The sequence below is a fragment of the Zestomonas ipomoeae genome, from assembly GCF_057128665.1.
In genome coordinates this window covers 72,228-92,720 of the sequence record NZ_JBSKHQ010000008.1, presented here as the reverse complement: position 1 = coordinate 92,720, position 20,493 = coordinate 72,228, and the positions used below count along the sequence as shown (strand labels likewise).

At 65.1% G+C, this 20,493-nt stretch carries 16 protein-coding genes and 1 pseudogene; 8 read left to right on the top strand and 9 right to left on the bottom strand.

From position 1 onward, the window contains the following. Positions 1-69: 69 nt before the first annotated feature. The 3 genes from metH to ACWKV7_RS11235 all read left to right on the top strand — a co-directional run bounded on the left by metH (position 70) and on the right by ACWKV7_RS11235 (position 4,899). Entirely contained in the window at positions 70-3,780 is a 3,711-nt protein-coding gene (metH, locus tag ACWKV7_RS11245; RefSeq protein WP_483857753.1) for a methionine synthase, read from the top strand. A gap of 95 nt (positions 3,781-3,875) precedes the next feature. After that, positions 3,876-4,211 carry a DUF5629 family protein gene (locus ACWKV7_RS11240; RefSeq protein WP_483857752.1) on the top strand — a complete coding sequence of 112 codons (336 nt, stop codon included), beginning with the start codon at positions 3,876-3,878 and terminating at the stop codon, positions 4,209-4,211. 133 nt (positions 4,212-4,344) lie between these two features. Beyond that, positions 4,345-4,899 carry a DUF421 domain-containing protein gene (locus ACWKV7_RS11235; RefSeq protein WP_483857751.1) on the top strand — a complete coding sequence of 185 codons (555 nt, stop codon included), beginning with the start codon at positions 4,345-4,347 and terminating at the stop codon, positions 4,897-4,899. Here the strand turns inward: ACWKV7_RS11235 and ACWKV7_RS11230 are convergent. Then, positions 4,862-5,164 carry a DUF1883 domain-containing protein gene (locus ACWKV7_RS11230; protein ID WP_483857750.1) on the bottom strand — a complete coding sequence of 101 codons (303 nt, stop codon included), beginning with the start codon at positions 5,162-5,164 and terminating at the stop codon, positions 4,862-4,864. The two genes, ACWKV7_RS11235 and ACWKV7_RS11230, sit on opposite strands and share 38 nt — an antisense overlap. Positions 5,165-5,323: 159 nt before the next feature. Here ACWKV7_RS11230 and ACWKV7_RS11225 point away from each other — a divergent pair. From ACWKV7_RS11225 to ACWKV7_RS11205, 5 genes and pseudogenes are all read left to right on the top strand, one after another. After that, positions 5,324-5,467 (top strand): annotated as a pseudogene (locus ACWKV7_RS11225) (IS3 family transposase); the annotation flags it as partial. A 43-nt stretch (positions 5,468-5,510) separates the two neighbouring features. Beyond that, positions 5,511-6,548 carry an RNA methyltransferase gene (locus ACWKV7_RS11220; protein ID WP_483857749.1) on the top strand — a complete coding sequence of 346 codons (1,038 nt, stop codon included), beginning with the start codon at positions 5,511-5,513 and terminating at the stop codon, positions 6,546-6,548. 51 nt (positions 6,549-6,599) lie between these two features. After that, positions 6,600-7,553, top strand: coding sequence for an endonuclease/exonuclease/phosphatase family protein (locus tag ACWKV7_RS11215; protein ID WP_483857748.1), 954 nt, complete (start codon positions 6,600-6,602; stop codon positions 7,551-7,553). 30 nt (positions 7,554-7,583) lie between these two features. Next, positions 7,584-7,910, top strand: a complete 327-nt coding sequence (locus tag ACWKV7_RS11210) for a thioredoxin family protein (RefSeq protein WP_483857747.1) — start codon at positions 7,584-7,586, stop codon at positions 7,908-7,910. Between the two features lie 169 nt (positions 7,911-8,079). Continuing rightward, entirely contained in the window at positions 8,080-10,947 is a 2,868-nt protein-coding gene (locus ACWKV7_RS11205) for a M48 family metallopeptidase (RefSeq protein ID WP_483857746.1), read from the top strand. Positions 10,948-10,994: 47 nt separating this feature from the next. Here ACWKV7_RS11205 and ACWKV7_RS11200 read toward each other — a convergent pair whose 3' ends face one another. From ACWKV7_RS11200 to ACWKV7_RS11165, 8 genes are all read right to left on the bottom strand, one after another. Beyond that, the gene (locus ACWKV7_RS11200; protein WP_483857745.1) at positions 10,995-12,158 is read right to left on the bottom strand and encodes a glutathionylspermidine synthase family protein; all 1,164 of its coding nucleotides are present in this window, start codon (positions 12,156-12,158) and stop codon (positions 10,995-10,997) included. A gap of 9 nt (positions 12,159-12,167) precedes the next feature. Next, positions 12,168-12,878, bottom strand: coding sequence for a DUF1190 domain-containing protein (locus ACWKV7_RS11195; RefSeq protein ID WP_483857744.1), 711 nt, complete (start codon positions 12,876-12,878; stop codon positions 12,168-12,170). Between the two features lie 10 nt (positions 12,879-12,888). Beyond that, positions 12,889-13,311, bottom strand: a complete 423-nt coding sequence (locus tag ACWKV7_RS11190) for a DUF350 domain-containing protein (RefSeq protein ID WP_483857743.1) — start codon at positions 13,309-13,311, stop codon at positions 12,889-12,891. A 16-nt stretch (positions 13,312-13,327) separates the two neighbouring features. Then, entirely contained in the window at positions 13,328-13,981 is a 654-nt protein-coding gene (locus ACWKV7_RS11185) for a DUF2491 family protein (protein WP_483857742.1), read from the bottom strand. Beyond that, positions 13,978-15,009, bottom strand: coding sequence for a potassium channel family protein (locus tag ACWKV7_RS11180; protein ID WP_483857741.1), 1,032 nt, complete (start codon positions 15,007-15,009; stop codon positions 13,978-13,980). Before ACWKV7_RS11180 ends, ACWKV7_RS11185 begins: the two co-directional genes overlap by 4 nt. Positions 15,010-15,396: 387 nt before the next feature. After that, positions 15,397-15,696 (bottom strand): DUF2149 domain-containing protein, encoded by a 300-nt coding sequence (locus ACWKV7_RS11175; RefSeq protein WP_483857740.1) that lies wholly within the window; start codon positions 15,694-15,696, stop codon positions 15,397-15,399. Next, positions 15,674-16,150, bottom strand: coding sequence for a MotA/TolQ/ExbB proton channel family protein (locus ACWKV7_RS11170; RefSeq protein WP_483857739.1), 477 nt, complete (start codon positions 16,148-16,150; stop codon positions 15,674-15,676). Before ACWKV7_RS11170 ends, ACWKV7_RS11175 begins: the two co-directional genes overlap by 23 nt. Next, a complete protein-coding gene (locus ACWKV7_RS11165) occupies positions 16,140-20,420 on the bottom strand; it encodes a cobaltochelatase subunit CobN (protein WP_483857738.1) in 4,281 nt (1,426 codons plus the stop codon). Before ACWKV7_RS11165 ends, ACWKV7_RS11170 begins: the two co-directional genes overlap by 11 nt. Positions 20,421-20,493: the final 73 nt, after the last annotated feature.

The window sequence follows — 20,493 nt, the reverse complement described above, 5'->3', positions numbered from 1 at the left end:
GCCTCCAAAACCACGCAGCTTTGCTATTATCGCCACCCTCTTGTTGTCCGCTTTCCCAGGTAACCTCCCATGTCCGACCGCAGCGCACGTCTCGCCGCCCTCCAGCAAGCCCTCAAGGAGCGCATCCTGATCCTCGACGGCGGCATGGGCACCATGATCCAGAGCTACAAGCTGGAAGAGGAAGACTATCGGGGGGCGCGCTTCGCCGATTGGCCGCAGGACGTCAAGGGCAACAACGACCTGCTGATCCTCAGCCGTCCGGATGTGATCGGCGCCATCGAAAAGGCCTACCTGGACGCTGGCGCCGATATTCTGGAAACCAACACGTTTAACGCCACCCGCGTGTCCCAGGCCGACTATGGCATGGAGGAGTTGGTCTACGAGCTGAACGTCGAAGGCGCGCGTCTGGCGCGCAGCGTGGCCGATGCCAAGACCGCCGAGACCCCGGATCGCCCGCGTTTCGTCGCCGGGGTGCTCGGCCCGACCAGCCGCACCTGCTCGATCTCTCCGGATGTGAACAACCCCGGCTACCGCAACGTCACCTTCGACGAGCTGGTGGAGAATTACACCGAGGCCACCCGCGGCCTGATCGAGGGCGGCGCCGACCTGATCCTGATCGAGACCATCTTCGACACCCTCAACGCCAAGGCGGCGATTTTCGCCGTGCAGGAGGTGTTCGAGCAGCTCGGCACCGAATTGCCGATCATGATTTCCGGCACCATCACCGACGCCTCCGGCCGTACCCTGTCCGGGCAGACCACCGAGGCTTTCTGGAATTCGGTGCGCCACGCCAAGCCGATTTCCGTGGGGTTGAACTGCGCCCTCGGTGCCAAGGACTTGCGCCCGTACCTGGAAGAGCTGTCGACCAAGGCCGAGACCCATGTCTCTGCCCACCCCAACGCCGGCCTGCCGAATGCCTTCGGCGAATACGACGAAACCCCGGCAGAAATGGCTGCGGTGGTCGAAGAGTTCGCCGCCTCGGGCTTCCTCAACATCGTCGGTGGTTGCTGCGGTACCACCCCTGGGCACATCCAGGCGATCGCCGAGGCGGTGGCCAAGTACCCGCCGCGGGTGATCCCGGACATTCCCAAAGCCTGCCGCCTGTCTGGCCTGGAGCCCTTCACCATCGACCGCAACTCGCTGTTCGTCAACGTCGGCGAGCGCACCAACATCACCGGTAGCGCCAAGTTCGCCCGGCTGATCCGCGAGGAAAACTACAGCGAAGCCCTCGAAGTCGCCCTGCAGCAGGTGGAAGCCGGCGCCCAGGTGATCGACATCAACATGGATGAGGGCATGCTCGATTCGAAGAAGGCCATGGTCACCTTCCTCAACCTGATCGCCGGCGAGCCGGACATTTCCCGCGTGCCGATCATGATCGACTCCTCCAAATGGGAGGTGATCGAGGCCGGCCTCAAGTGCATCCAGGGCAAGGGCATCGTCAACTCGATCTCCATGAAGGAAGGCGTCGAGCAGTTCAAGCACCACGCCAAGCTATGCAAGCGCTACGGCGCCGCCGTGGTGGTGATGGCCTTCGACGAAGCCGGCCAGGCCGACACCCAGGCGCGCAAGGAAGAAATCTGCCAGCGCAGCTACGACATCCTGGTCAACGAAGTCGGCTTCCCGCCGGAAGACATCATCTTCGACCCGAACATCTTCGCCGTGGCCACCGGCATCGAGGAACACAACAACTACGCGGTCGACTTCATCAACGCCTGCGCCTACATCCGCGACCACCTGCCCTATGCCCTGAGTTCGGGCGGGGTCTCCAACGTCTCCTTCTCGTTCCGCGGCAACAACCCGGTGCGCGAGGCCATCCACTCGGTGTTCCTCTACTACGCCATCCAGAACGGCCTGACCATGGGCATCGTCAATGCCGGTCAGCTGGAAATCTACGACGAGATTCCCAAGCAGTTGCGCGACGCGGTGGAAGACGTGGTGCTCAACCGCAACGCCGGCGCCACCGAGGCCTTGCTGGCCATCGCCGACCAGTACAAGGGCGACGGTAGCGTCAAGGAAGTGGAGAACGAGGAATGGCGCTCGCTGCCGGTCAACCAGCGCCTGGAGCATGCCCTGGTCAAGGGCATCACCGCCTTCATCGTCGAGGACACCGAGGAATGCCGCCAACAGTGCGCGCGGCCGATCGAGGTCATCGAGGGGCCGCTGATGAGCGGCATGAACATCGTGGGCGACCTGTTCGGCTCGGGCAAGATGTTCCTACCGCAGGTGGTGAAATCCGCCCGCGTGATGAAGCAGGCCGTGGCCCACCTGATCCCCTTCATCGAAGCGGAGAAAGGCGACAAGCCGGAAGCCAAGGGCAAGATCCTCATGGCCACGGTCAAGGGCGACGTGCACGACATCGGCAAGAACATCGTCGGCGTGGTGCTCGGCTGCAATGGCTACGACGTGGTCGACCTGGGCGTGATGGTGCCGGCGGAGAAAATCCTGCAGACCGCCAAGGATGAGAAGTGCGACATCATCGGCCTGTCCGGGCTGATCACCCCGTCGCTGGACGAAATGGTGCACGTGGCCCGCGAAATGCAGCGCCAGGGCTTCACCCTGCCCCTGATGATCGGCGGTGCCACCACGTCCAAGGCCCATACCGCGGTGAAGATCGAGCCCAAGTACCAGAACGATGCGGTGGTCTATGTCACGGACGCTTCTCGCGCCGTGGGCGTGGCCACCCAGTTGCTGTCCAAGGAGCTGAAGGCCGGCTTCGTCGAGCGCACACGCGCCGACTACGTCGAGGTTCGCGAACGCACCGCCAATCGCAGCGCCCGCACCGAGCGCCTGCCCTATGCCCAGGCGGTGGCCAACAAACCGCAATTCGACTGGGCCGGCTACCAGCCGCCGGTGCCCTCCTTCACCGGCGTCAAGCTGCTCGACGATATCGACCTCAAGGTGCTCGCCGAGTACATCGACTGGACGCCGTTCTTCATTTCCTGGGACCTGGCCGGCAAATACCCGCGCATCCTCACCGACGAAGTGGTTGGCGAGGCCGCCACTTCGCTGTTCAACGACGCCCAGGCGATGCTCAAGAAGCTGATCGACGAGAAACTGATCAAGGCCCGCGCCCTGTTCGGTTTCTGGCCGGCCAACCAGGTGCAGGACGACGACATCGAAGTCTATGGCGACGACGGCCAGCCGCTCGCCAGGCTGCACCACCTGCGCCAGCAGACCATCAAGCCGGACGGCAAGCCGAATTTCTCCCTGGCCGATTTCGTCGCGCCCAAGGACAGCGGCAAGACCGACTACGTGGGCGGCTTCATCACCACCGCCGGTATCGGCGCCGAGGAAGTGGCCAAGGCCTATCAGGACAAGGGCGACGACTATAACTCGATCATGGTCAAAGCCCTCGCCGACCGCCTGGCCGAGGCCTGCGCCGAATGGCTGCACGCCGAGGTGCGCAAGCACTGGTGGGGTTACCAGCCGGACGAGCACCTGGACAACGAGGCGCTGATCAAGGAGCAGTACGTCGGCATCCGCCCCGCCCCCGGCTACCCGGCCTGCCCGGACCACACCGAGAAGAAGACCCTGTTCACCCTGCTCGACCCCGAAGCCGAGTTCGACAAGGCCGGCCGCAGTGGCGTGTTTCTCACCGAGCACTACGCCATGTTCCCGGCCGCCGCAGTCAGCGGTTGGTACTTCGCCCACCCGCAGGCCCAGTACTTCGCCGTCGGCAAGGTGGACAAGGACCAGGTGGAGAGCTACACCGCACGCAAGGGCCAGGAACTGTCGGCGACCGAACGCTGGCTGGCACCGAACCTGGGGTATGACAACTAGGTAGTGCCATCGTTGGGTTGTGCCCCGCAGGCGCTACCCAACAGAGCCTGCGGCTAACCGTCCTGCTTCACTCGAACCCCTCAATTGGAATGCCCATGACAACCGAAACGCCTTACCTCCTGGACCAGCTCGAAACCGCAGACATGCTGGACATCGACGGCTTGCATGCCTGGCAGTTCTCCCTCAACGATCCCTTGCTGGACCAGGCCGAGATGGCTGCCGAAGCCGGCCAGCCATTCGCCAGCGAAGATGTCGTGCTGACTATCGAGGCCCTGGACGGCCGTGATCGCCGGGAATGGCGCTTCAGCTACAACCAGATCATGGAAGCCCAATACGAGCCGGCCAGCGATAGCTGGCTGATCGAGGGGCAACATCGGCTTACCTGCCTGAGCGCCGTCACCGCCGAAGACGAAGCTGAGGACGAGGCTTGAGCAACGGGCAGCTCGGGCACTCCCCGCGAATGGCCTCTCCGTCGATGGGATAACGAGCGGCTATCGAACCCGGTCGGGCACATTCGAGCGCTTGCGCTTGTCCCATGCAGACCAACCGCCTCGCGAGGTTTGCATGGAGTCCTTTTTCTTCGATAACGCTACGGCGCTGCTGCGCACCTTGGTGATCGGCCTGTTGGCCTACGTCAGCCTGGTATTCCTCCTGCGCATTTCCGGACGCCGCACGCTCTCCAAGATGAACGCCTTCGACCTGGTGGTGACCGTCTCCCTGGGCTCCACGCTGGCCACCGTGCTGCTCGCCAAGGACGTGAGCCTTGCCCAGGGTTGCCTGGCCTTCGCTTTGCTTATCGCCATGCAGTACGCCGTCACCTGGACCAGCGTGCGGGTCCCCTGGGTTCGCCGTTTGGTCACCGGCGAGCCGCTGATGCTGCTCTACCGGGGCACCCTGCTACCCGAGGCGCTGCTGCGGGCGCGGGTTACCGAGGCCGAGGTACTCGCGGCTGTGCGCTCCCATGGCCTGGGGACGTTGGAAGACGCCGAAGCGGTAGTGCTGGAAACCGACGGCTCGTTCAGCGTGATTCAGCGCAACTCCGGCTCGGCCGGCCTCTCCAGCCTGCACGGGGTCAAGCGCATCAACTTGGACGGGAGCCCGAGCGCCGGACGAACTTGATGGAATGCTTGAGGTTAGGCTTGCGCGTCACACTGATAGCGCGACGGGTGACGGTGTCGATGGTGACATTCCAGAAACCAGTACTGGGCACCGTGATGCGTACCGGAAACTTGTCGAACGCGCCACCGTGGTAGCTATGCCGACCGCCATTCTTGAAACTGCGAAAGTTTGCATCGGTCATCAGCCGGATATTGCAGGTCTGCGAGCACTCGATGACGACCAGATCGCCTTCGTTCAGATGCTCGCGCTGGTGTATGAACTTCATTGACTGCTCCGCAGCGCAGGTTCAGCAGGGCGCGCACGATAGCACCGAAGTACGCCGTGCTCATCCCATTTCCCACGTACACCGCGAGACGCTGAAGAATGCCTGAACTGCCTGACCCAGAACGTCGAAAAATTGGCGAAGCGCGGAGCGTAGACATGAACCCGCACCCACCATTCCCAAGCCTACAAGAACGAGGCACGGGCCTTGGCCGAACGAATCGAAGTCAATAAGGCTGCCGAACAACTCGGCCTCCGTGCTTCCCAGCCCTACAACTGGCGCAGCAAGCAGCAGAGCCAGACCAGCCGCTCTACGCGCCCGCCTCGGCCAGTGGTAGCATGCGCGCCCCATGCGCATCCATGACTTCCACCAACGCCTGATCGACCTCGGTGCCAAAGAGCGGCATATCGGGCGCATGACCCGTGCCTGGCTGAAGGGCTTGCCGCTGGATATCGGCCGCCGCCAGCAACAGGCCCAGGACTTCCTGCCGCTCAGCGTGCGCGAGGGCTTGCCGGCGTTGAGCGAGGAAATCGCCGGGCTGGCCAGGTTGCGTTCGGAGCACCCCGCCGCCGACGGCTCGGCGCGTCTGCTGGTGGAGTTGGCCGACAAGCAGATGGTGGAGAGCGTGCTGTTGCCCCGCGACGGCTTGTGCGTATCGAGCCAGGTCGGTTGCGCGGTGGGCTGCGTGTTCTGCATGACCGGCAAGAGCGGCCTGCTGCGCCAGCTCGGCAGCGCCGAGATCGTCGCCCAGGTTGCCCTCGCCCGGCGCTTTCGCCCAGTGAAGAAAGTCGTGTTCATGGGCATGGGCGAGCCGGCACACAACCTCGACAACGTGTTGGAAGCCATCGATCTGCTCGGCACCGACGGCGGCATTGGCCACAAGAACCTGGTGTTCTCCACGGTCGGCGACATGCGGGTGTTCGAGCGCCTGCCACAAGAGCGGGTCAAGCCCGCCCTCGCTCTATCGCTGCATACCACCGACGCCGCGCTTCGCCAGCACTTACTGCCGCGCGCACCGCGTATAGACCCCGAGGAACTGGTCGAGTTGGGCGAGACCTATGCCCGGCAGGTGGGCTTCCCGATCCAGTACCAGTGGACCCTGCTCGCCGGTATCAACGACAGCCAGGAGGAAATGGACGGCATTCTGCGCCTGCTCAAGGGCAAGTACGCGGTGCTCAACCTGATCCCCTACAACAGCCTGGAAGTCGACGAATACCAACGCCCGACGGGCGAGCGCATCGTGCACATGGTTCGCTACCTGCACAGCCGCGGCATCCTGACCAAGGTACGCAACTCGGCGGGCCAGGACATCGACGGCGGGTGCGGCCAGTTGCGAGCTCGAGCCGTCGACGTGGTGAATACCCGGCGCCTGCACCCGAGGGGCTGAGGCAGCGATTCCTGGCGGCACGAGCCGTCTGATGGCCCTAGGCTGCAGCTCATGAAACCGACTCGCCACCTGAAACTCCTCGCCCTACCTTGCCTGCTCGGGCTGCTGACTCCCTGGCTGACCCAGAACGTCGGCGACGGCACCGGCCGTGCCCTCTGGTTGCTCGATCTGGCCAGCCATTGGCAGTGGGTATATCTGGCCGGCCTGGCGCTGGTCGCAGTGATCGGCGCAGGGGCGGATCGGCGCTGGCTCTGGTTGTTGCTGGCTGCGCCCTTGCCCCTGATCAGCGCGGCGCCGGCCCTGCCCGGGAGCAGCCAGGGCCACCGCTTCAGCGTGGCCAGCGCCAATCTGCACGTCGGCAATAGCGACGTAGCGCCCCTGGAGCGCTGGCTGAAGCGGAAAGGGCCGGACCTGCTGGTGTTGCTGGAAGTCTCGCCCGGCATGGCCGCGGCGCTGTCCCGGATCGGGGGCTATCCCTATCGCGTGGTGCTGGCCGATGATTCGCCATTCGGCATCGCCATGCTGTCCCGCTGGCCCCTGGAGAACCCAACCGTCCAGCGGGACGCAAGCGGCATCCCATCCCTCCAGGCAGTGTTGAGCGTTGCCGGGCGCAACGTTCAGGTCATCGCGCTCCACCCGATGCCACCGCTGTCGCCCGCTTTGCAGAAGCGTCTCGAAAGCCAGCTACGCGGGCTGGTCGCCGACAGCAAGCAGCCCGGCCTAGTGCTGGGCGACTTCAACGCCAGCCCGTGGTCGCACGCGTTTTCCGGCCTGGCCGAACGGGGTTGGCGGCGCGCCAGCGGCCTGCGCCCGACCTGGCCGGCGCTGGGGCTGGGACTGGTTGGGGTTCCCATCGACCACGTCCTGGCATCGGCCGAATGGCGGCTGGAGGCCCGGGAGCAAGGCGCCGATCTCGGCTCGGATCACCTGCCGATCCTCTTGCACTTGCGCCTGCCCGACTCGTCGAACAGCGGAAACCCGACCGCGCGCTCCGCCCTCCAATGAACCAACCCAGGCACGAGTACGGGAGAACCCATGGGCATGGCAACCGACTATGAGCGGCGCGAGCCGAGCAGAAAGCAGGTGGACGCCTTCACCGAACCCACGGTACTGGAATTCGGCACCGGCTGGTGCGGGCATTGCCAGGCAGCACAACCGCTGCTCCGCGAGGCGTTCGCCAAGCACCCTCGGCTGCGCCATTTGAAGATCGAGGACGGCAAGGGCCGCCCCTTGGGCCGTTCTTTCCGTGTCACCTTGTGGCCGACCCTGATCTTTCTCGAACAGGGCCGGGAAGTCGCCCGGCTGGTGAGGCCGCGCGAGACGGCGACCATTGAGCAGGCACTGGCACAGATCGACGGTTGAACCTGGCAAGGAACGCCAAGCCGATCACGACTTCGCCGCCGCACATAAGTTCAGCTAGATTCTGCCAACAAAGTAGCTGAAACTTCTCGAAACAAATCCCCCAAGGGCGCCAAGACGCCCGTGCCCACACGAAAACAACCAACGACACGCTCCACGACGAGGAATGGTAATGGATGATCTTTACCCCGCCGGCCCCTTAGCTGTGCCCGCCCAACTGACCCGCCCCACCGCTGCCTACAAGCGCCAAGCCTGGCTGGCGGTCGCCAGTCTCGCCCTGTTCGTCACACTCTATTTCGCACTCGCCGGCTGGTTCGGCTGGACCGCCTGGCGTTTGATCAACCCGGTCATGGCCGGCGGCGATGCGTCACTGCTGGATATCGCCGTGGGGTGCTGCGCGGCCTTCCTGGCCGTGTTCATGTTCAAGGCACTGTTTTTCGTCCAACGTGGCGGCACGCCGGACCATGTGGAAATCAAGGCAGAGGAACAGCCTAGGCTGTTCGCCTTCCTCAACCAGCTGGCCGACGAGGCCGGAGCGCCGCGCCCCCATCGGGTCTACGTGTCGGCCCGAGTGAATGCGGCGGTGTTCTACGACCTGTCGATCCTCAACCTGATCTTCCCGTCTCGCAAGAACCTGGAAATCGGTCTCTCACTGGTGAACGTGCTCACCCTGAGCGAGTTCAAGGCCGTGCTGGCCCACGAGTTCGGTCACTTCGCCCAGCGCTCGATGGCCATCGGCAGTTGGGTCTACATTGCCCAGCAGATCGCCGCGCACGTGGTTGCCAAACGCGATGCGCTGGACTCTTTCCTCAAGTTCCTCTCGGGTATCGACCTGCGCGTCGCCTGGCTGGGCTGGCTGCTTTCGCTGATCGTCTGGTCGATCCGCTCCCTGCTCGATACGGTGTTCCGCCTGGTAGTGCTGGCGCAGCGTGCGCTATCGCGGCAAATGGAATTCCAGGCCGACCTGGTGGCCGTCTCCCTGACCGGCAGCGATGAACTGGTGCATGCCCTGCACAAGCTGCAGGCCGCCGACGAAGCCTGGGACCGCGCACTGTCATTCGCCAATGCCGAATACCAGCAGGGCCGTTCCGTGCAGGACCTGTTCGCCGTGCAGAGCCGCATCATCGAGCGCGTGAAACAGATCCTCAACGACCCAATCTATGGCGCGGTTCCCATCTGCGTCGCCGCGTCGCCGGACCAGCACCGCGTCTTCAGCACCAGCTTCGCGCAGCCGCCGCAGATGTGGTCCACTCACCCGGCCAACAGCGACCGGGAAGAAAACGCCAAGCGCACCTACCTGCCCGCGCCCCACGATGCCCGCAGCGCCTGGGTGTTGTTCCAGGATGCCGAAGCCCTGCGCCTGCGGTTGACTCAGTCGCTGTTCGCCGATGCCGAGCTGCAGGCCGTGCCGCTGGAGCAGTCCATGCAGGCACTGGACGCGCGCTACGACATGCTGCAGTACGCGCCGCACTACCACGGCAGCTATCTCGGCCGCTCGCTGACCCGTCATGCCGAGCAGCATCACGAGCTGTATTCGCTCGATGCCTCGCTGGGCGATCTGCAGAACGCGCTGGCTGCGCTCTACCCCGCGTCGCTGAGCCAGGACCTCAACCAGCTGCGTGAGCTCGAAGAAGAGAAAGGCATGCTGGAGGCGCTGCGCGACAAGCACTACAAGGCCTCCGGCGGCAGCATCATGTTCCGCGGCAATGCCGTTTCTCGCCGTGACCTGCCGCGCCTGATCGAGCAGGTCGGCGCCGAGGCCGACAGGGTGCGCGAGCGCATTCTCGACCACGACCGGCAGTGCCGCAGCACTCACCTGGCTGCGGCGACCCGCGTGGGACAGGGCTGGGATCGCTTCATGATCTGCCTGATCGGCGTACTGCACTATGCCGAGCACACCCTCGCCGACCTGCGCGACGCCCAGGGCTTGCTCAGCAATGTCACCGCCGTGGTGACTGCCGACGGCAAGGTCAGCGCCCGCGAACTCAAGCGCCTGTTGAACACCGCCAACATGTTGCACCGGGTGCTGCAGGGCATCTACGAGCAAAAGACCGACCTGGTGCTCGATACGACGCTACGCGCTCGCCTTGAGCTGGACTCCTGGGCCGCCGCGCTGGGTGACTTCACCTTGCCGGCCGCCACCAATGGCAACATCAACGAGTGGATGCAGGTAATCGATGGCTGGGTGAACGCCCTCGCCAGCTCGTTGGCCGCCTTGGGCTCGGCAACGCTCGAGCAGCTCCTGCATACCGAGACGGAACTGGCCCGCCAGGTGCGCGAGGGCGAGCAGCCGGGCACGGCGCCTGCGCCGTCCACCCTTCCGACTCACTATCCGGTGCTGCTACCGGGGCGCGAGCGCAAGCGCCAGAAGAAGCTCGGCTTGTGGGACCGCTTCCAGATCGCCGATGGCACGGCGGCCACCCTTGCCCGTCTGCTGGTGGCAGGCAGTATCGTCGGTGCCGTGCTCGGTTTCGGCAGTCTCACCGGCGTGTTCACCACCGTCTCGGTCTACAACGGCCTCGGCACTGCCGTGGTCGTGGAGGTCGGCGGCAACCGAGTGACCGTGCCGCCCTTTTCGGCGAGCGATGTGGACGTTCAGTTCGGCGAACATCCACTGGTCAGCGCACGCACCGCCAACGGCCAGCTGATCGAGCAGTTCACGCCGGAGATGCCCAGCCTGCGCCGTCATTACGTCTACAACGTGGCCGGCGCCAGCCCGCTGCTCCAGGTGACTGCCGTGTACGGCAACGTCGCGGAACGCGATCCCGTTTTGCTCGGCACCTCGCGCTGGCTCGACGCCCATGTCGATGTGTATTTCGCCGAGCCGCCGCAATCCATCAGCAGCCGCGGCAACGGTGGGTCGCGCAGCGTGCTGATCGGCATGGGCGACAGCGCCCCGAAGGAAGTGCTGGAGCTGGCCGCCAGCAAGGAAGAGGCCTTGCAAATGGCACAGAGCCACGCCCGCTGGGACGCACCCGGCGCCTTCCACACCGAGCAATGGAAAACCTACGCACGGCAGCTCGGCGGCACGACCGAGTAGACCGAGGCAGCGAGGAACGCAGTGGCGGGCATCCGCCCACTGCGTTCTCAATCGAGGATGATGTGCGGCAGGAAGCGGCTGCTGTCCTTGGTGATCAGACTGTCGTCCTCGCGAATGCCGATTCCCGCCGGCGCATCGCCAATCACCCAACTGCCGATCATGGTGTAGCTGTCCGCAAAGCGCGGCAGCGGGTTGAAGGCCTGGCGCACATAGGGCGCATCGGTATAGGGGCCATCCACCTTCAGGCATTCGCCATCGTTGGCCACCAGCTCGATATTAGAACCCTCGCGGGAAAAGAACGGCTTGCGCACCCAACCGGGCGTCAGAGCCTGGCGCGGGTCGCTATCGAAGAAGCTGGGCAACAGATTGGGATGACCATTGTGCTTCTCCCACAGCAACGGCAGGATGCCCTTGTTGCTGAGGATCGCCTTCCAGGCGGGCTCGAGGAACTGCGTATCGCAGCAGGGCAGCGCCTTGCCGAAATCCTCCTGGAACATGAACTCCCAGGGATACAGCTTGAACAGGTGCGGTATCCAGCGGTCTTGCAGGTCCACCATGCGGCCGTCGCGCAGACCGATGTCCTCGATATCGATATGCCCGGTGACGATGCCTTGCTGGTGGGCGATGTCACGCAGGAAGTCGGTGGTGGCGCGATCTTCCAGATGCCCTTTCACCGAAGAGAAATACAAGGGCCCGTCGAGACCGTCCCGACGCAGCTCGGCGAAAACCTGGGCCAGCTTCTCGTCTATCGAGTTGTACTGGTCCGCCGCCTGCGGCAGCGCCCCCGAAGCCTGCTGCTGTTCCAGCCAGATCCACTGGAACGCCGAACTCTCGTAGAGACTGGTCGGCGTGTCGTAGTTGAGTTCCAGCAGCTTGGCCGGGCCATCCCCGGCATAGGCGAAGTCCATGCGCCCATACAGGTGCGGATGCCCCTCCAGCCACGAGGTGCGCACCAGGTCGAAGTACGCCTCCGGAATCGCCAGTTGCTTGAGCAAGGCTTCGGAACGCACCACCAGATCGACCATATCCAGGCACATCTGATGCAGTTCTCGCGTCGGCTCCTCCAGGTCCTGCTCGATCTGCCTGAGCGTGAACTGGTAGTACGCCGACTCGTCCCAGTAGCGCTCACCGTCGATGGTATGGAAGTGAAAGCCCAGCGCTTCGGCGGTGGCTTTCCAGTTGACCCGCTCGGGCGTGCTGATGCGCTTCATGTTGCGGACTCAGCCACCGAAGCCGCCCCAGCCGGAACGAGCCGAACTTTGCGAACCGAAGCCGCCGCGGCTGGTGCTGGAGCCGACCGATGTCGCCCGGGAGCTCAGGGTGCTGCTACGGCGCAAGGCGCTGTTGCTGCCGCTGGTGGCGTAGGACATGCCGCTGCGCACCTGTTCCGATTTCTGGAAGTGCTTGCCGGCGGAAATCTGCTTGGACAAAGTCGACTTGGCATAGCTGCCGCGGCTGTCGCGGTAGGTGTAGATCGGCTCGCTGTAGTAACGGTTGCCGCCCATCGCCTGTCCGATCAGCAAGCCGGTCAGGAAGTTGTCGCTCGAATGGTGATGAACCCGATCGGCACCGTAGATGCCCCCCGAGCTGCCGTCCGGATTGATCTTCTCCTGATAATTGGAGGTGATCTGGAAACCGCCCAGCCGGGGCATCCATTTGCCCTCGGAGGTTTCCGCACAATAGTCCTTCAGGAAATCGGCCTCGCAGTCGCCACGCGAGCCATAGACCGGCGCAACGCGCTTGTGCTCGGCCAGCGCCGCCATATAGCTGTCGGCACAGATATCCGCCGGCACCTTCGCGTCGACGCAGGTCTGCACGCTCTCGTAGGATCGGGATTCGCTGATCGTGCGGGTGGAGCTGCCGTTGCAGGCGGTCAGGACGATCGGCACCGACGAAACCAGCGCCAGCTGTACCTTGCGGGATCTTTTCATGGGTCGATCCTCACGCCGGGGTCATGCAGGCTGCGTTGATCAGCCCCATGGAGATGGCCACGGACGCCATGAATACCGACGCCGCGATTTCGCCGTTCTGGATGCGCTGGTGCAGGCCCCTGACGGTGATGGAGATGACGAAGAACGTGAGCAACTGGACCACCGCCGCGATCACCGCCCAGACCACGAAGTCCAGCAGGAACGAGGAGTGCTCGATCACGCTGCTCAACGGCAAGGCAAAACCGATCAGTGCGCCACCCAGCGCGATGGCGGCGGCCGGATTGCCGTCACGGATCAGCTGGAACTCCTTGTGCGGCGTGACACGGGTGTAGATCAGCGCGAACACACTGAATATCACCACCGCGCCCAGCAGATAGAGCGCAAAGGCCAGCAGCGCCTGGGGATCGAGGGACATCTTGATTGCATCGAGCATTTACGACTCCTTGTAGCTACAACGTGGTGAAATCGGCGGTCGACAGGCTGACGCCCAGCGAGGTGCTGAGGCTGATGCAGCCCTCTTCGTCTTCCTCGACGGCGAACAGCAGGAACTCGCGTCGATCGCCGAGGGCGATCTCGCGGGCATAGAGCATGGCGTGGTGCATGACCCGGTAGGTGCCTTCGGGGGAAGTCACCGTTTCCTCGTAGGGCACCAGTTCGGTCTGCCCGGGCTCGGTGCCCCATTGGCGCTGGTAGGCGACGCCTTCATGCAGGTATTGCGGCAGCCCGATCGGGCTTTGCGGGCCGGCCAGCCGCGCCAGCTCGGCCTCGGAATGCAGTGTCTGGCACTCCAGGTAGTTGAACAGAATCACCGACTCCACCTGGCCAGCCGGGCTACCGGTAGTGTGGACCTGTATCCAGGTGTCGTTGTCGGCCAGATAGAAGCGGCTCAGGTAGTTGCTGGCACCAAGGTCGATACTGCCTTCGCTGAACACGCTTTCGGCCGCCGGCACCTTGACCGCCGTCTCAGACGCCAGCAGCATCGCCAGGCTCGAGTCGAAATCGACCATGCGCCCGCGCTGCAAGCCGCAAGGACGCTCCTTCTCCACCGCATCGCCCTTGGCCCTCGGGGCCTTCAAGCCCAGGAATTCGCGCAGCCGGCTCATGCCAGCACCTCGTCGGCCAGGCGCTTGCTGGCGATGTAGAAAATCTCCGCGCCGCCTTCGACGGCGACATCGCCCTCGGGATTGATATGCACGTTTTCCGAGCCCGCCGGGCGGAAGCCGATCAGGGTAGCCCTGTGCATCTTCTTCAGGCGGATCAGCAGCTCGTCGTAGCTCGCGGAAAAGCTGGCCCCCAGCCGCAGGCTGTACTGGGTGGCTCCTTCGCCGAGCATCAGCAATTCATTGATCACGCGGGACGAGCCCGGGTCCTGGGACGAGCGAACCAGCATCTCGATCGCCAGGTTGCTGGTGCACTCCAGGCGCGGGGCATAGGCGCGAGCCAGCTGGGCGGTTTCCGAGGAGTCGAAGTGGGCGACCACATGGCCGCTGGGCGACAGCCGGTTGAGCGTGAGCACCGCTGCCAGGGTCTGGTCGTCGCTCTTGCCCATCACCAGAACCCGCTCGGCGCCGACCACTCCGGCGCGGGTGAGCAGCGCCTCGGAAGAGAGCGACTCGCCGCGCACGAAGCTGATGCGGTCAGGCATCGGGTTCTCCGCCAGCACGTCGTCGCAGAGCACGATGCGGTCGTCATTGGAGGTGTCGTCCTGCAGCAGCAGCTCGACGATGCGCTCGCTCTGCTCGCCGTTCCAGCCCACCACTACGGTGTGGTCGCGGTGATCGGTGAAGTTGCCTTTGCCTTTCAACTTGAGTCTCCATAGATCGATGACGCTGTTGGTGACCTTGCCGATGACGGTGGTCATCAGGGCGATGCCGCCGAGCATGACCCAGAAGGCCACGAACAACCGGCCGATGCTGGTCTGCGGGGACAGGTCGCCATATCCCACGGTGGATGCCGTGGTGACGTACCAGTAGACGAACGTGTCCGGCGCGAGCAGGTGCTGCTCGTTGGCGAGCCCCAGGACGATGAAGGTGATCGCCGCGTGGCCAGCAATCGCCAGCAACAGGCCGCCCCAGCCGACGCGCACGAAAACCTGTGCAAGCACCTGAAGCAGTGAATTGATGATTCCCATGGGCAGACTCGTGCGAAGTAAGGGTGATTCAGCTCATGTCCGGACACGGACGGGGCGGCACCAACCGACGACAGAGGGTCGGGCGGGGATGCACGCCCTGGTCTGGGCAGCGCGTGTTCTGGCGGGGATACAAGGCTTCACGATTTCGCATCCGATGCTGTGGGGACGGCGACGTCCCTTCCTGATGAAACGTGCGCGGCAGGGCCGTGCCTGGGGCTGGCTTTACGACAGCATTCCAAGGGGGCGTCACCTTAATGTCGTCGACGCCTCATCGCAAGGATCACTTGTGATGCGCATCACCCTTATGGACAAGCGTCGGCGGAGTCTGCAACGCAGGCCGTGGGAAACGAGCATCGACGGAGGCGGCCTCTCGCCCCAGGGCTGACGTCACTCGCCGATCAGGATCAGCTTGCCCGTCTGCGGATCGCGATAGACCTGGCCGACGCTCTCCAACCCCTCGCCGTTGCGCCCCTGCAGGCTTGCCGGCAGGCTCGGCAGCTCCCGCCCCTGCTCTACGCTCACCGGCTCCTGCTGGACCTTGAGTTGCTCCAGCAGGTCGGTCTTCGCCACCAGCGCGGCGACCAGGCCACAGGCGAACACCAGCACCACGTCCACCATGTTGGCCAGGGGGCCGAGGGGATCGTCGTCGCCTGCGGCGAAACGGCTAGAGCGCCAGCGTCGAGCCATCGCCCGGTTCCTCCGCTGATTCGGTCTCCAGACGATCCAGCAGCTCGTCGTACCAGCGCCGGCGCAAGCGCCCCAGGGCGAAGCCGACCACGCCGGCCAGCAGGCCGAGCACGGTGGTGTCGAACGCCACGCGCATGGCTACGCTGAGGATCTGCACATTGCCTTCGCCCAGCGCCGCCAGGCCAGGGCCCAGGGGTATCAGGGTTCCCATCAGCCCCAGCATCGGCCCGACGCGGGCGATCAGGTCGGAGCGATCCAGTCGACCGCGGGCACGGCGCTCGATTTCGTCGAGCGGTAGCCGGCTCCAGCGCCGCAACCCGCCGAAACGTTCGCCGACAGCCACACCGCTATCCCAGATCGCCAGGGCCAACAGGGCAAAGAGCCCCAAGGTGACCGGCTGCAGCAACCAGCCGACCAACTGGTGCAGCCCGCTGAAAAGCGCGCTATCGAACATGCTCAAGGTCTCCTCTAATGGATGGGCCACGGCCGCGCCAGACACCCAGGGACAGCAGCCCGCCAAGCATCAGCAGGACCAGCCACAGATGATCGCTCAGTGCCTGCGCCACGCCCTCGTCGGTGCCGGTAGTCGGCTCGGGGGCCGTCGTCGGCGCCTGGATTTCACTGATGCTGCTGGCCACGGGGTTCGGCGCGGCCTGGATTTGCGCAGCCTGCAAGCGTTGCTGCAGAGCACTGCGCAGCTCTTCCGGCAGTTGCGGCAGCAACCACTGGAACATCGGGTGATCCGACCGGGTATGGCCGCTGCCCGGCAAGCCGTGCTCGATCACCAGGCGGGCGAAGGCTTCGCCGAGCTGACGGGTGGTGGCCTGGTCGGCCTTCCAGAAGTCCTTTTGAATGGCGACCAGCATGATCGCCAGCATGTTGCTCTTCACGTGAACGTTCTGCCCCTGCTCGAGGAAGCGATCCAGACCGATCTCGTAGCGATCGTCGACGTACACGGCCTTCACCTCTTCCCAGGCGCTGTCCTTGATGATGTCCGGGTTGGTCACCTGCCAACCCCACAGGTATTCGAGGAATTCGCTGCCCATCGTGCGTGCGCCGGCGTAGTCGTGCTCCATCAGCGCCTTGATCCACGCAGGATTGAGGAAGCGCCCGCGCAACTCGGACAGCAGCGCCTGCTGCAGCGGCTCCAGGCGCACCCGGGTAGGATCGTTGTGCCAGCTGACGAAACTTTCCGGCGGCTGCCCGGCGAGTTGCTCGACCGCCAGGCTCAGGCCGCCGAGGTAGTCGAAGGCATCGTTGTTATCCAGCAACCCGTAGAGGTTGCTGGAGCGGCCGAGGTAAGTGCGCCGCACCTGCTTGAGGTTTTCGGCGAACACCGCCTGAACCGCGCGGCCTTGGTTGCGCAAGCCGTAAGCATGGCCCATGCGTCGCACATAGGCATCTCCCAGCTCGCTACGCTGCTGCCAACTGCCGGAGCGCTCCACCAGATTATTGATGCCGGCACCGTAGGCGCCGGGTGCGACGCCGAACAGGCGCAGGGCGGACAACTCGCCCGCCTGCTCCGGCGCTATGCCGGCGCTCAGGCGACGGGCCGCGTCTTCCACCCAGTGAGCGGCGACCCGATTGACCTCGAGGCTTTCCGTGCCGCCCGCAGTCTGCGCACCGAGCGGCGTCAGGGCAGCCGCGAGCGCCGGGCGCAACGCCGGAAAGTCGCGACGAATGGTTGCGCTGGCGCCATCCAGCGAGAGCAGCACGGCGCGCTCCAGCAGTGCCAGCTGATCGGCATACAGATCGCGGAACAAGCCGGAGGTGGTGAACAGCAGGTCGCGGCGCTGCTCGCCGGCGGCCAGCGGACGCCGCGCGATGCCCTGGACGATGCCGCGGCTGTTCCATTGCGGTTCGACACCCAGCAGGTCGAGACCGAAGGCGATCATCGCCCCCTCGTCACGCACCGTATCGGAGGCCCACAGCACCATTGCCTCACGGCCGTCGGCCGCCATGGGCCGTTGCCGCGCCTGGGCCGCCATCTCGCGACCGATGCTCCAACCGATGCGGCTCGGCAGCAGACTGCTGTCCAGCGCATGGAAGTTGCGCCCGGTGGGCAAGGCCTCGGGCGTGCGAATCGGATCGTTGCCCTTGCCGGGGGCAACGAAACCGCCCTCGAGGGCATGCAGCAAGGCGGTCATCTCGGCGGCCGGTGAATCCACCAGCGCCTGCCGGTGCCGATCGTCGCCCATCGACTGCAACAGCGTGTCCACCGCGTCCCGTTGCCAGGGCTTGCCGAACACGTGCAGCCCCATGGGCATGAAGCGTTCCTGGATGTTGGTCAGGTAGTGGCCGACTTCGTGCACCAGCAGATCGTCGTCCACCTGCTCGAAATCGATGCCCCGGGCGGCCAGCGGCTCGGCCATCGATTCACGCAGCTCGGGTTCCAGGCCGCTGCTGCCCACCAGCCGCTTGATCTCGGCAATGGTCGCGCGCCGCGCCGGCCCTTCGCCCTGTCCGGCGCCGCTCTCGAAGCTCTCGACCAACTGCCGCAGCTTGAGCAGGTCGTCGTACAGCGGCGTCGCCACCAGTGGTGGGGTCAGGTGGTCGATCATCACCGCCATGCCGCGGCGCTTGGCCTGGATACCCTCGCCGACGCCATCGACGATGTACGGGTAGATGCTCGGCAGGTCGCCGAGCACCTGGGTGGAGTAGTCCTCGTCGGTAAGGCCGACCCGCCGCCGCGGCAGGAATTCATAGGTGGAATGGCGCCCCAGGTGGACCAGCGCATCGGCTTTGAAGTCGTCGCGCAGCCAGTGGTAGAACGCCAGGTACTGGTGCGGTGGAGGGAATACCAGATTGGCATGCAGCAGCTCCTCATCCACCTCCCAGCCACGTGGCGGCTGCGGGCCGACGAATATGTTGCCGAAGCGAATGCCCGGCAGCACCAGCTTGCCATCGTGCACCATCACATAGCCCGGTCCCTCGCCCCAGCCGCGCAGCCCCTCGATGCCGGTGGCCGCCAGGGCGGCCACCAGTTGCTGCGCCTGCGCCCAGTCGGCTTCGCCGGGCTGCGCCAGGGCACGCCGGTAGAGCGCCTCCAGTTGCGCCAGCAGGTCGAGGGCACGTGCCCGCGCCGGATGCACGACGCCATCCAGCACGTGGTGCAACTCACTGGAACCGTTGGCCAAGATGTCCGCCGCGACCTCGATCTGCGAGGCGTGCAAAGCGCGCCGCAACTGCGCATTCCAATAGCCGAGCGGGCCCTGGACCATTTCCGCCTGCAAGGCCGCCGGCAGTGTCTTGAACCATGCGCGGTAAGCCGCCCCATCCATGGTTTGCACCTTACGGCTCATTTCGGCCAGGGCGTCGCCCTGTTCCGGCAGGTTCACCCCGCGCGCCTGCAACAGCTCGAGCAGCGCGGTGGGCGATTCCGGCAACGGCCCGGTGTCATAGCCTTCAGCCCGCAGGCGCTGGAGGATTTCGAACAGCGACTGCGGCACATCGAGATTATCGGCGCCGATGTTGTGGCGACCCGGCGGATGGTTGTAGTAGATCAGCGCCACCCGTTTGTCGGCATTGGCCATGCGCTGCAGGCGCTGCCAGCGTTGGATGCGCGCGGTCATCGCCGCTACCTGGGCCGCCAAAGGCTCGCCGATGGCGAAGCGTATGCCGGTCACCGGATCGCTCTGCTGATCACGCCAGGCCGACAGCACCATGGCCTGGCTGGTGCCCTGCAGCTCCGGCATGGCGATCTGGTAGTGCACCTTGTCCCGCGGCAGTCCGTCGCTGGAGAGTTGCCAGGCGACTTCGCTGCGATCTTCCAGGCGCACGCCCTTGAGCACAGGCACGTCCAACTGGCCCAGCAGGTTGGTCACCTGCTCGCGGTGCTCGCCACCGCCGATCACGAAGTCCTGCAGCACGACGACCGCCGCCAGGGGCGGATGCTCGGCCTGCTGCAGCCAGCGCACCGCCTCCAGCGAGCCCTTCCCCCAGTCGGCGAACAGGCTGACACACGCCAGCCCGGCTCCCTGCAAGGCCTGGCACAGTGCGTCGTTCAGGGTTTGGTCGCCGGCCCGGTCGGCACGCCCATGGTCGACGACGGCCACCAACGCGTCCCCCTGCCACTGCAACTGGTCGGCCTGGCGGACCTGCCCATCCTGATAGAAGCGCAGGCTCGCCCGCGCTTGCGGCGGCGCAACCGTCACCGAGGCATCTGCCCGCGCCGCCAGCCAGCCGAGCAAGGCGGCCATGTTCTCCACCCCGCCCGCCAGCCAGTAGCCACGCGCATCGAGCCAGTCGGCCTGCTGCGGATAGCGAGTGCGCTGGCGCTGCAACCACTCGCCCAGATCGCCATCCGGCTTCTGCGCCCCGAGACGCTCGGCCTGCTCACGGGAAGCGAACAGTGGCTGTCCATGGCCACGGCTCAGACGCACCAGGTCATGGTCGCTGTGCAGAATGAACAGGTCGGCCGTTGGCGCGCCCGCCAGCAGCGGTCGCAGGCGCTCCACCTCGCTACCGAAGACACCCGCGCCGAACACCACCTGGGCAGTGCCGAGCCACTCGGCCAGGGCACGGTCGTCCAGTTCGTTGAGCTGTTCCGATGTGCGCGCACTGATGCGCTGCTGCGGATGCTGCCGCTGAAACAGCGCGGCGGCCGCAGCGAATTCCGCGGCACTGTATTGCGAAACGATGGCGTTGATCTGCGCCGCCCGGGTCAGGGACGGCGCCAGCGCCAGCAGTACCAACAGCGTGACGCGCGCGATACGAGCTGTCATGCCCTCTCCAGTTAATGGGGCGAGTGGCAGACAGCACGGCAGGCCAGCCGCAGGACGCGGCTGGCAACGGAAT

Bases quoted from the DNA above. Each gene is read 5' to 3' on its own strand.
- metH (WP_483857753.1), top strand. From the start codon at position 70: ATGTCCGACCGCAGCGCACGTCTCGCCGCCCTCCAGCAAGCCCTCAAG.
- ACWKV7_RS11240 (WP_483857752.1), top strand. From the start codon at position 3,876: ATGACAACCGAAACGCCTTACCTCCTGGACCAGCTCGAAACCGCAGAC.
- ACWKV7_RS11235 (WP_483857751.1), top strand. From the start codon at position 4,345: ATGGAGTCCTTTTTCTTCGATAACGCTACGGCGCTGCTGCGCACCTTG.
- ACWKV7_RS11230 (WP_483857750.1), bottom strand. From the start codon at position 5,164: ATGAAGTTCATACACCAGCGCGAGCATCTGAACGAAGGCGATCTGGTC.
- ACWKV7_RS11220 (WP_483857749.1), top strand. From the start codon at position 5,511: ATGCGCATCCATGACTTCCACCAACGCCTGATCGACCTCGGTGCCAAA.
- ACWKV7_RS11215 (WP_483857748.1), top strand. From the start codon at position 6,600: ATGAAACCGACTCGCCACCTGAAACTCCTCGCCCTACCTTGCCTGCTC.
- ACWKV7_RS11210 (WP_483857747.1), top strand. From the start codon at position 7,584: ATGGGCATGGCAACCGACTATGAGCGGCGCGAGCCGAGCAGAAAGCAG.
- ACWKV7_RS11205 (WP_483857746.1), top strand. From the start codon at position 8,080: ATGGATGATCTTTACCCCGCCGGCCCCTTAGCTGTGCCCGCCCAACTG.
- ACWKV7_RS11200 (WP_483857745.1), bottom strand. From the start codon at position 12,158: ATGAAGCGCATCAGCACGCCCGAGCGGGTCAACTGGAAAGCCACCGCC.
- ACWKV7_RS11195 (WP_483857744.1), bottom strand. From the start codon at position 12,878: ATGAAAAGATCCCGCAAGGTACAGCTGGCGCTGGTTTCGTCGGTGCCG.
- ACWKV7_RS11190 (WP_483857743.1), bottom strand. From the start codon at position 13,311: ATGCTCGATGCAATCAAGATGTCCCTCGATCCCCAGGCGCTGCTGGCC.
- ACWKV7_RS11185 (WP_483857742.1), bottom strand. From the start codon at position 13,981: ATGAGCCGGCTGCGCGAATTCCTGGGCTTGAAGGCCCCGAGGGCCAAG.
- ACWKV7_RS11180 (WP_483857741.1), bottom strand. From the start codon at position 15,009: ATGGGAATCATCAATTCACTGCTTCAGGTGCTTGCACAGGTTTTCGTG.
- ACWKV7_RS11175 (WP_483857740.1), bottom strand. From the start codon at position 15,696: ATGGCTCGACGCTGGCGCTCTAGCCGTTTCGCCGCAGGCGACGACGAT.
- ACWKV7_RS11170 (WP_483857739.1), bottom strand. From the start codon at position 16,150: ATGTTCGATAGCGCGCTTTTCAGCGGGCTGCACCAGTTGGTCGGCTGG.
- ACWKV7_RS11165 (WP_483857738.1), bottom strand. From the start codon at position 20,420: ATGACAGCTCGTATCGCGCGCGTCACGCTGTTGGTACTGCTGGCGCTG.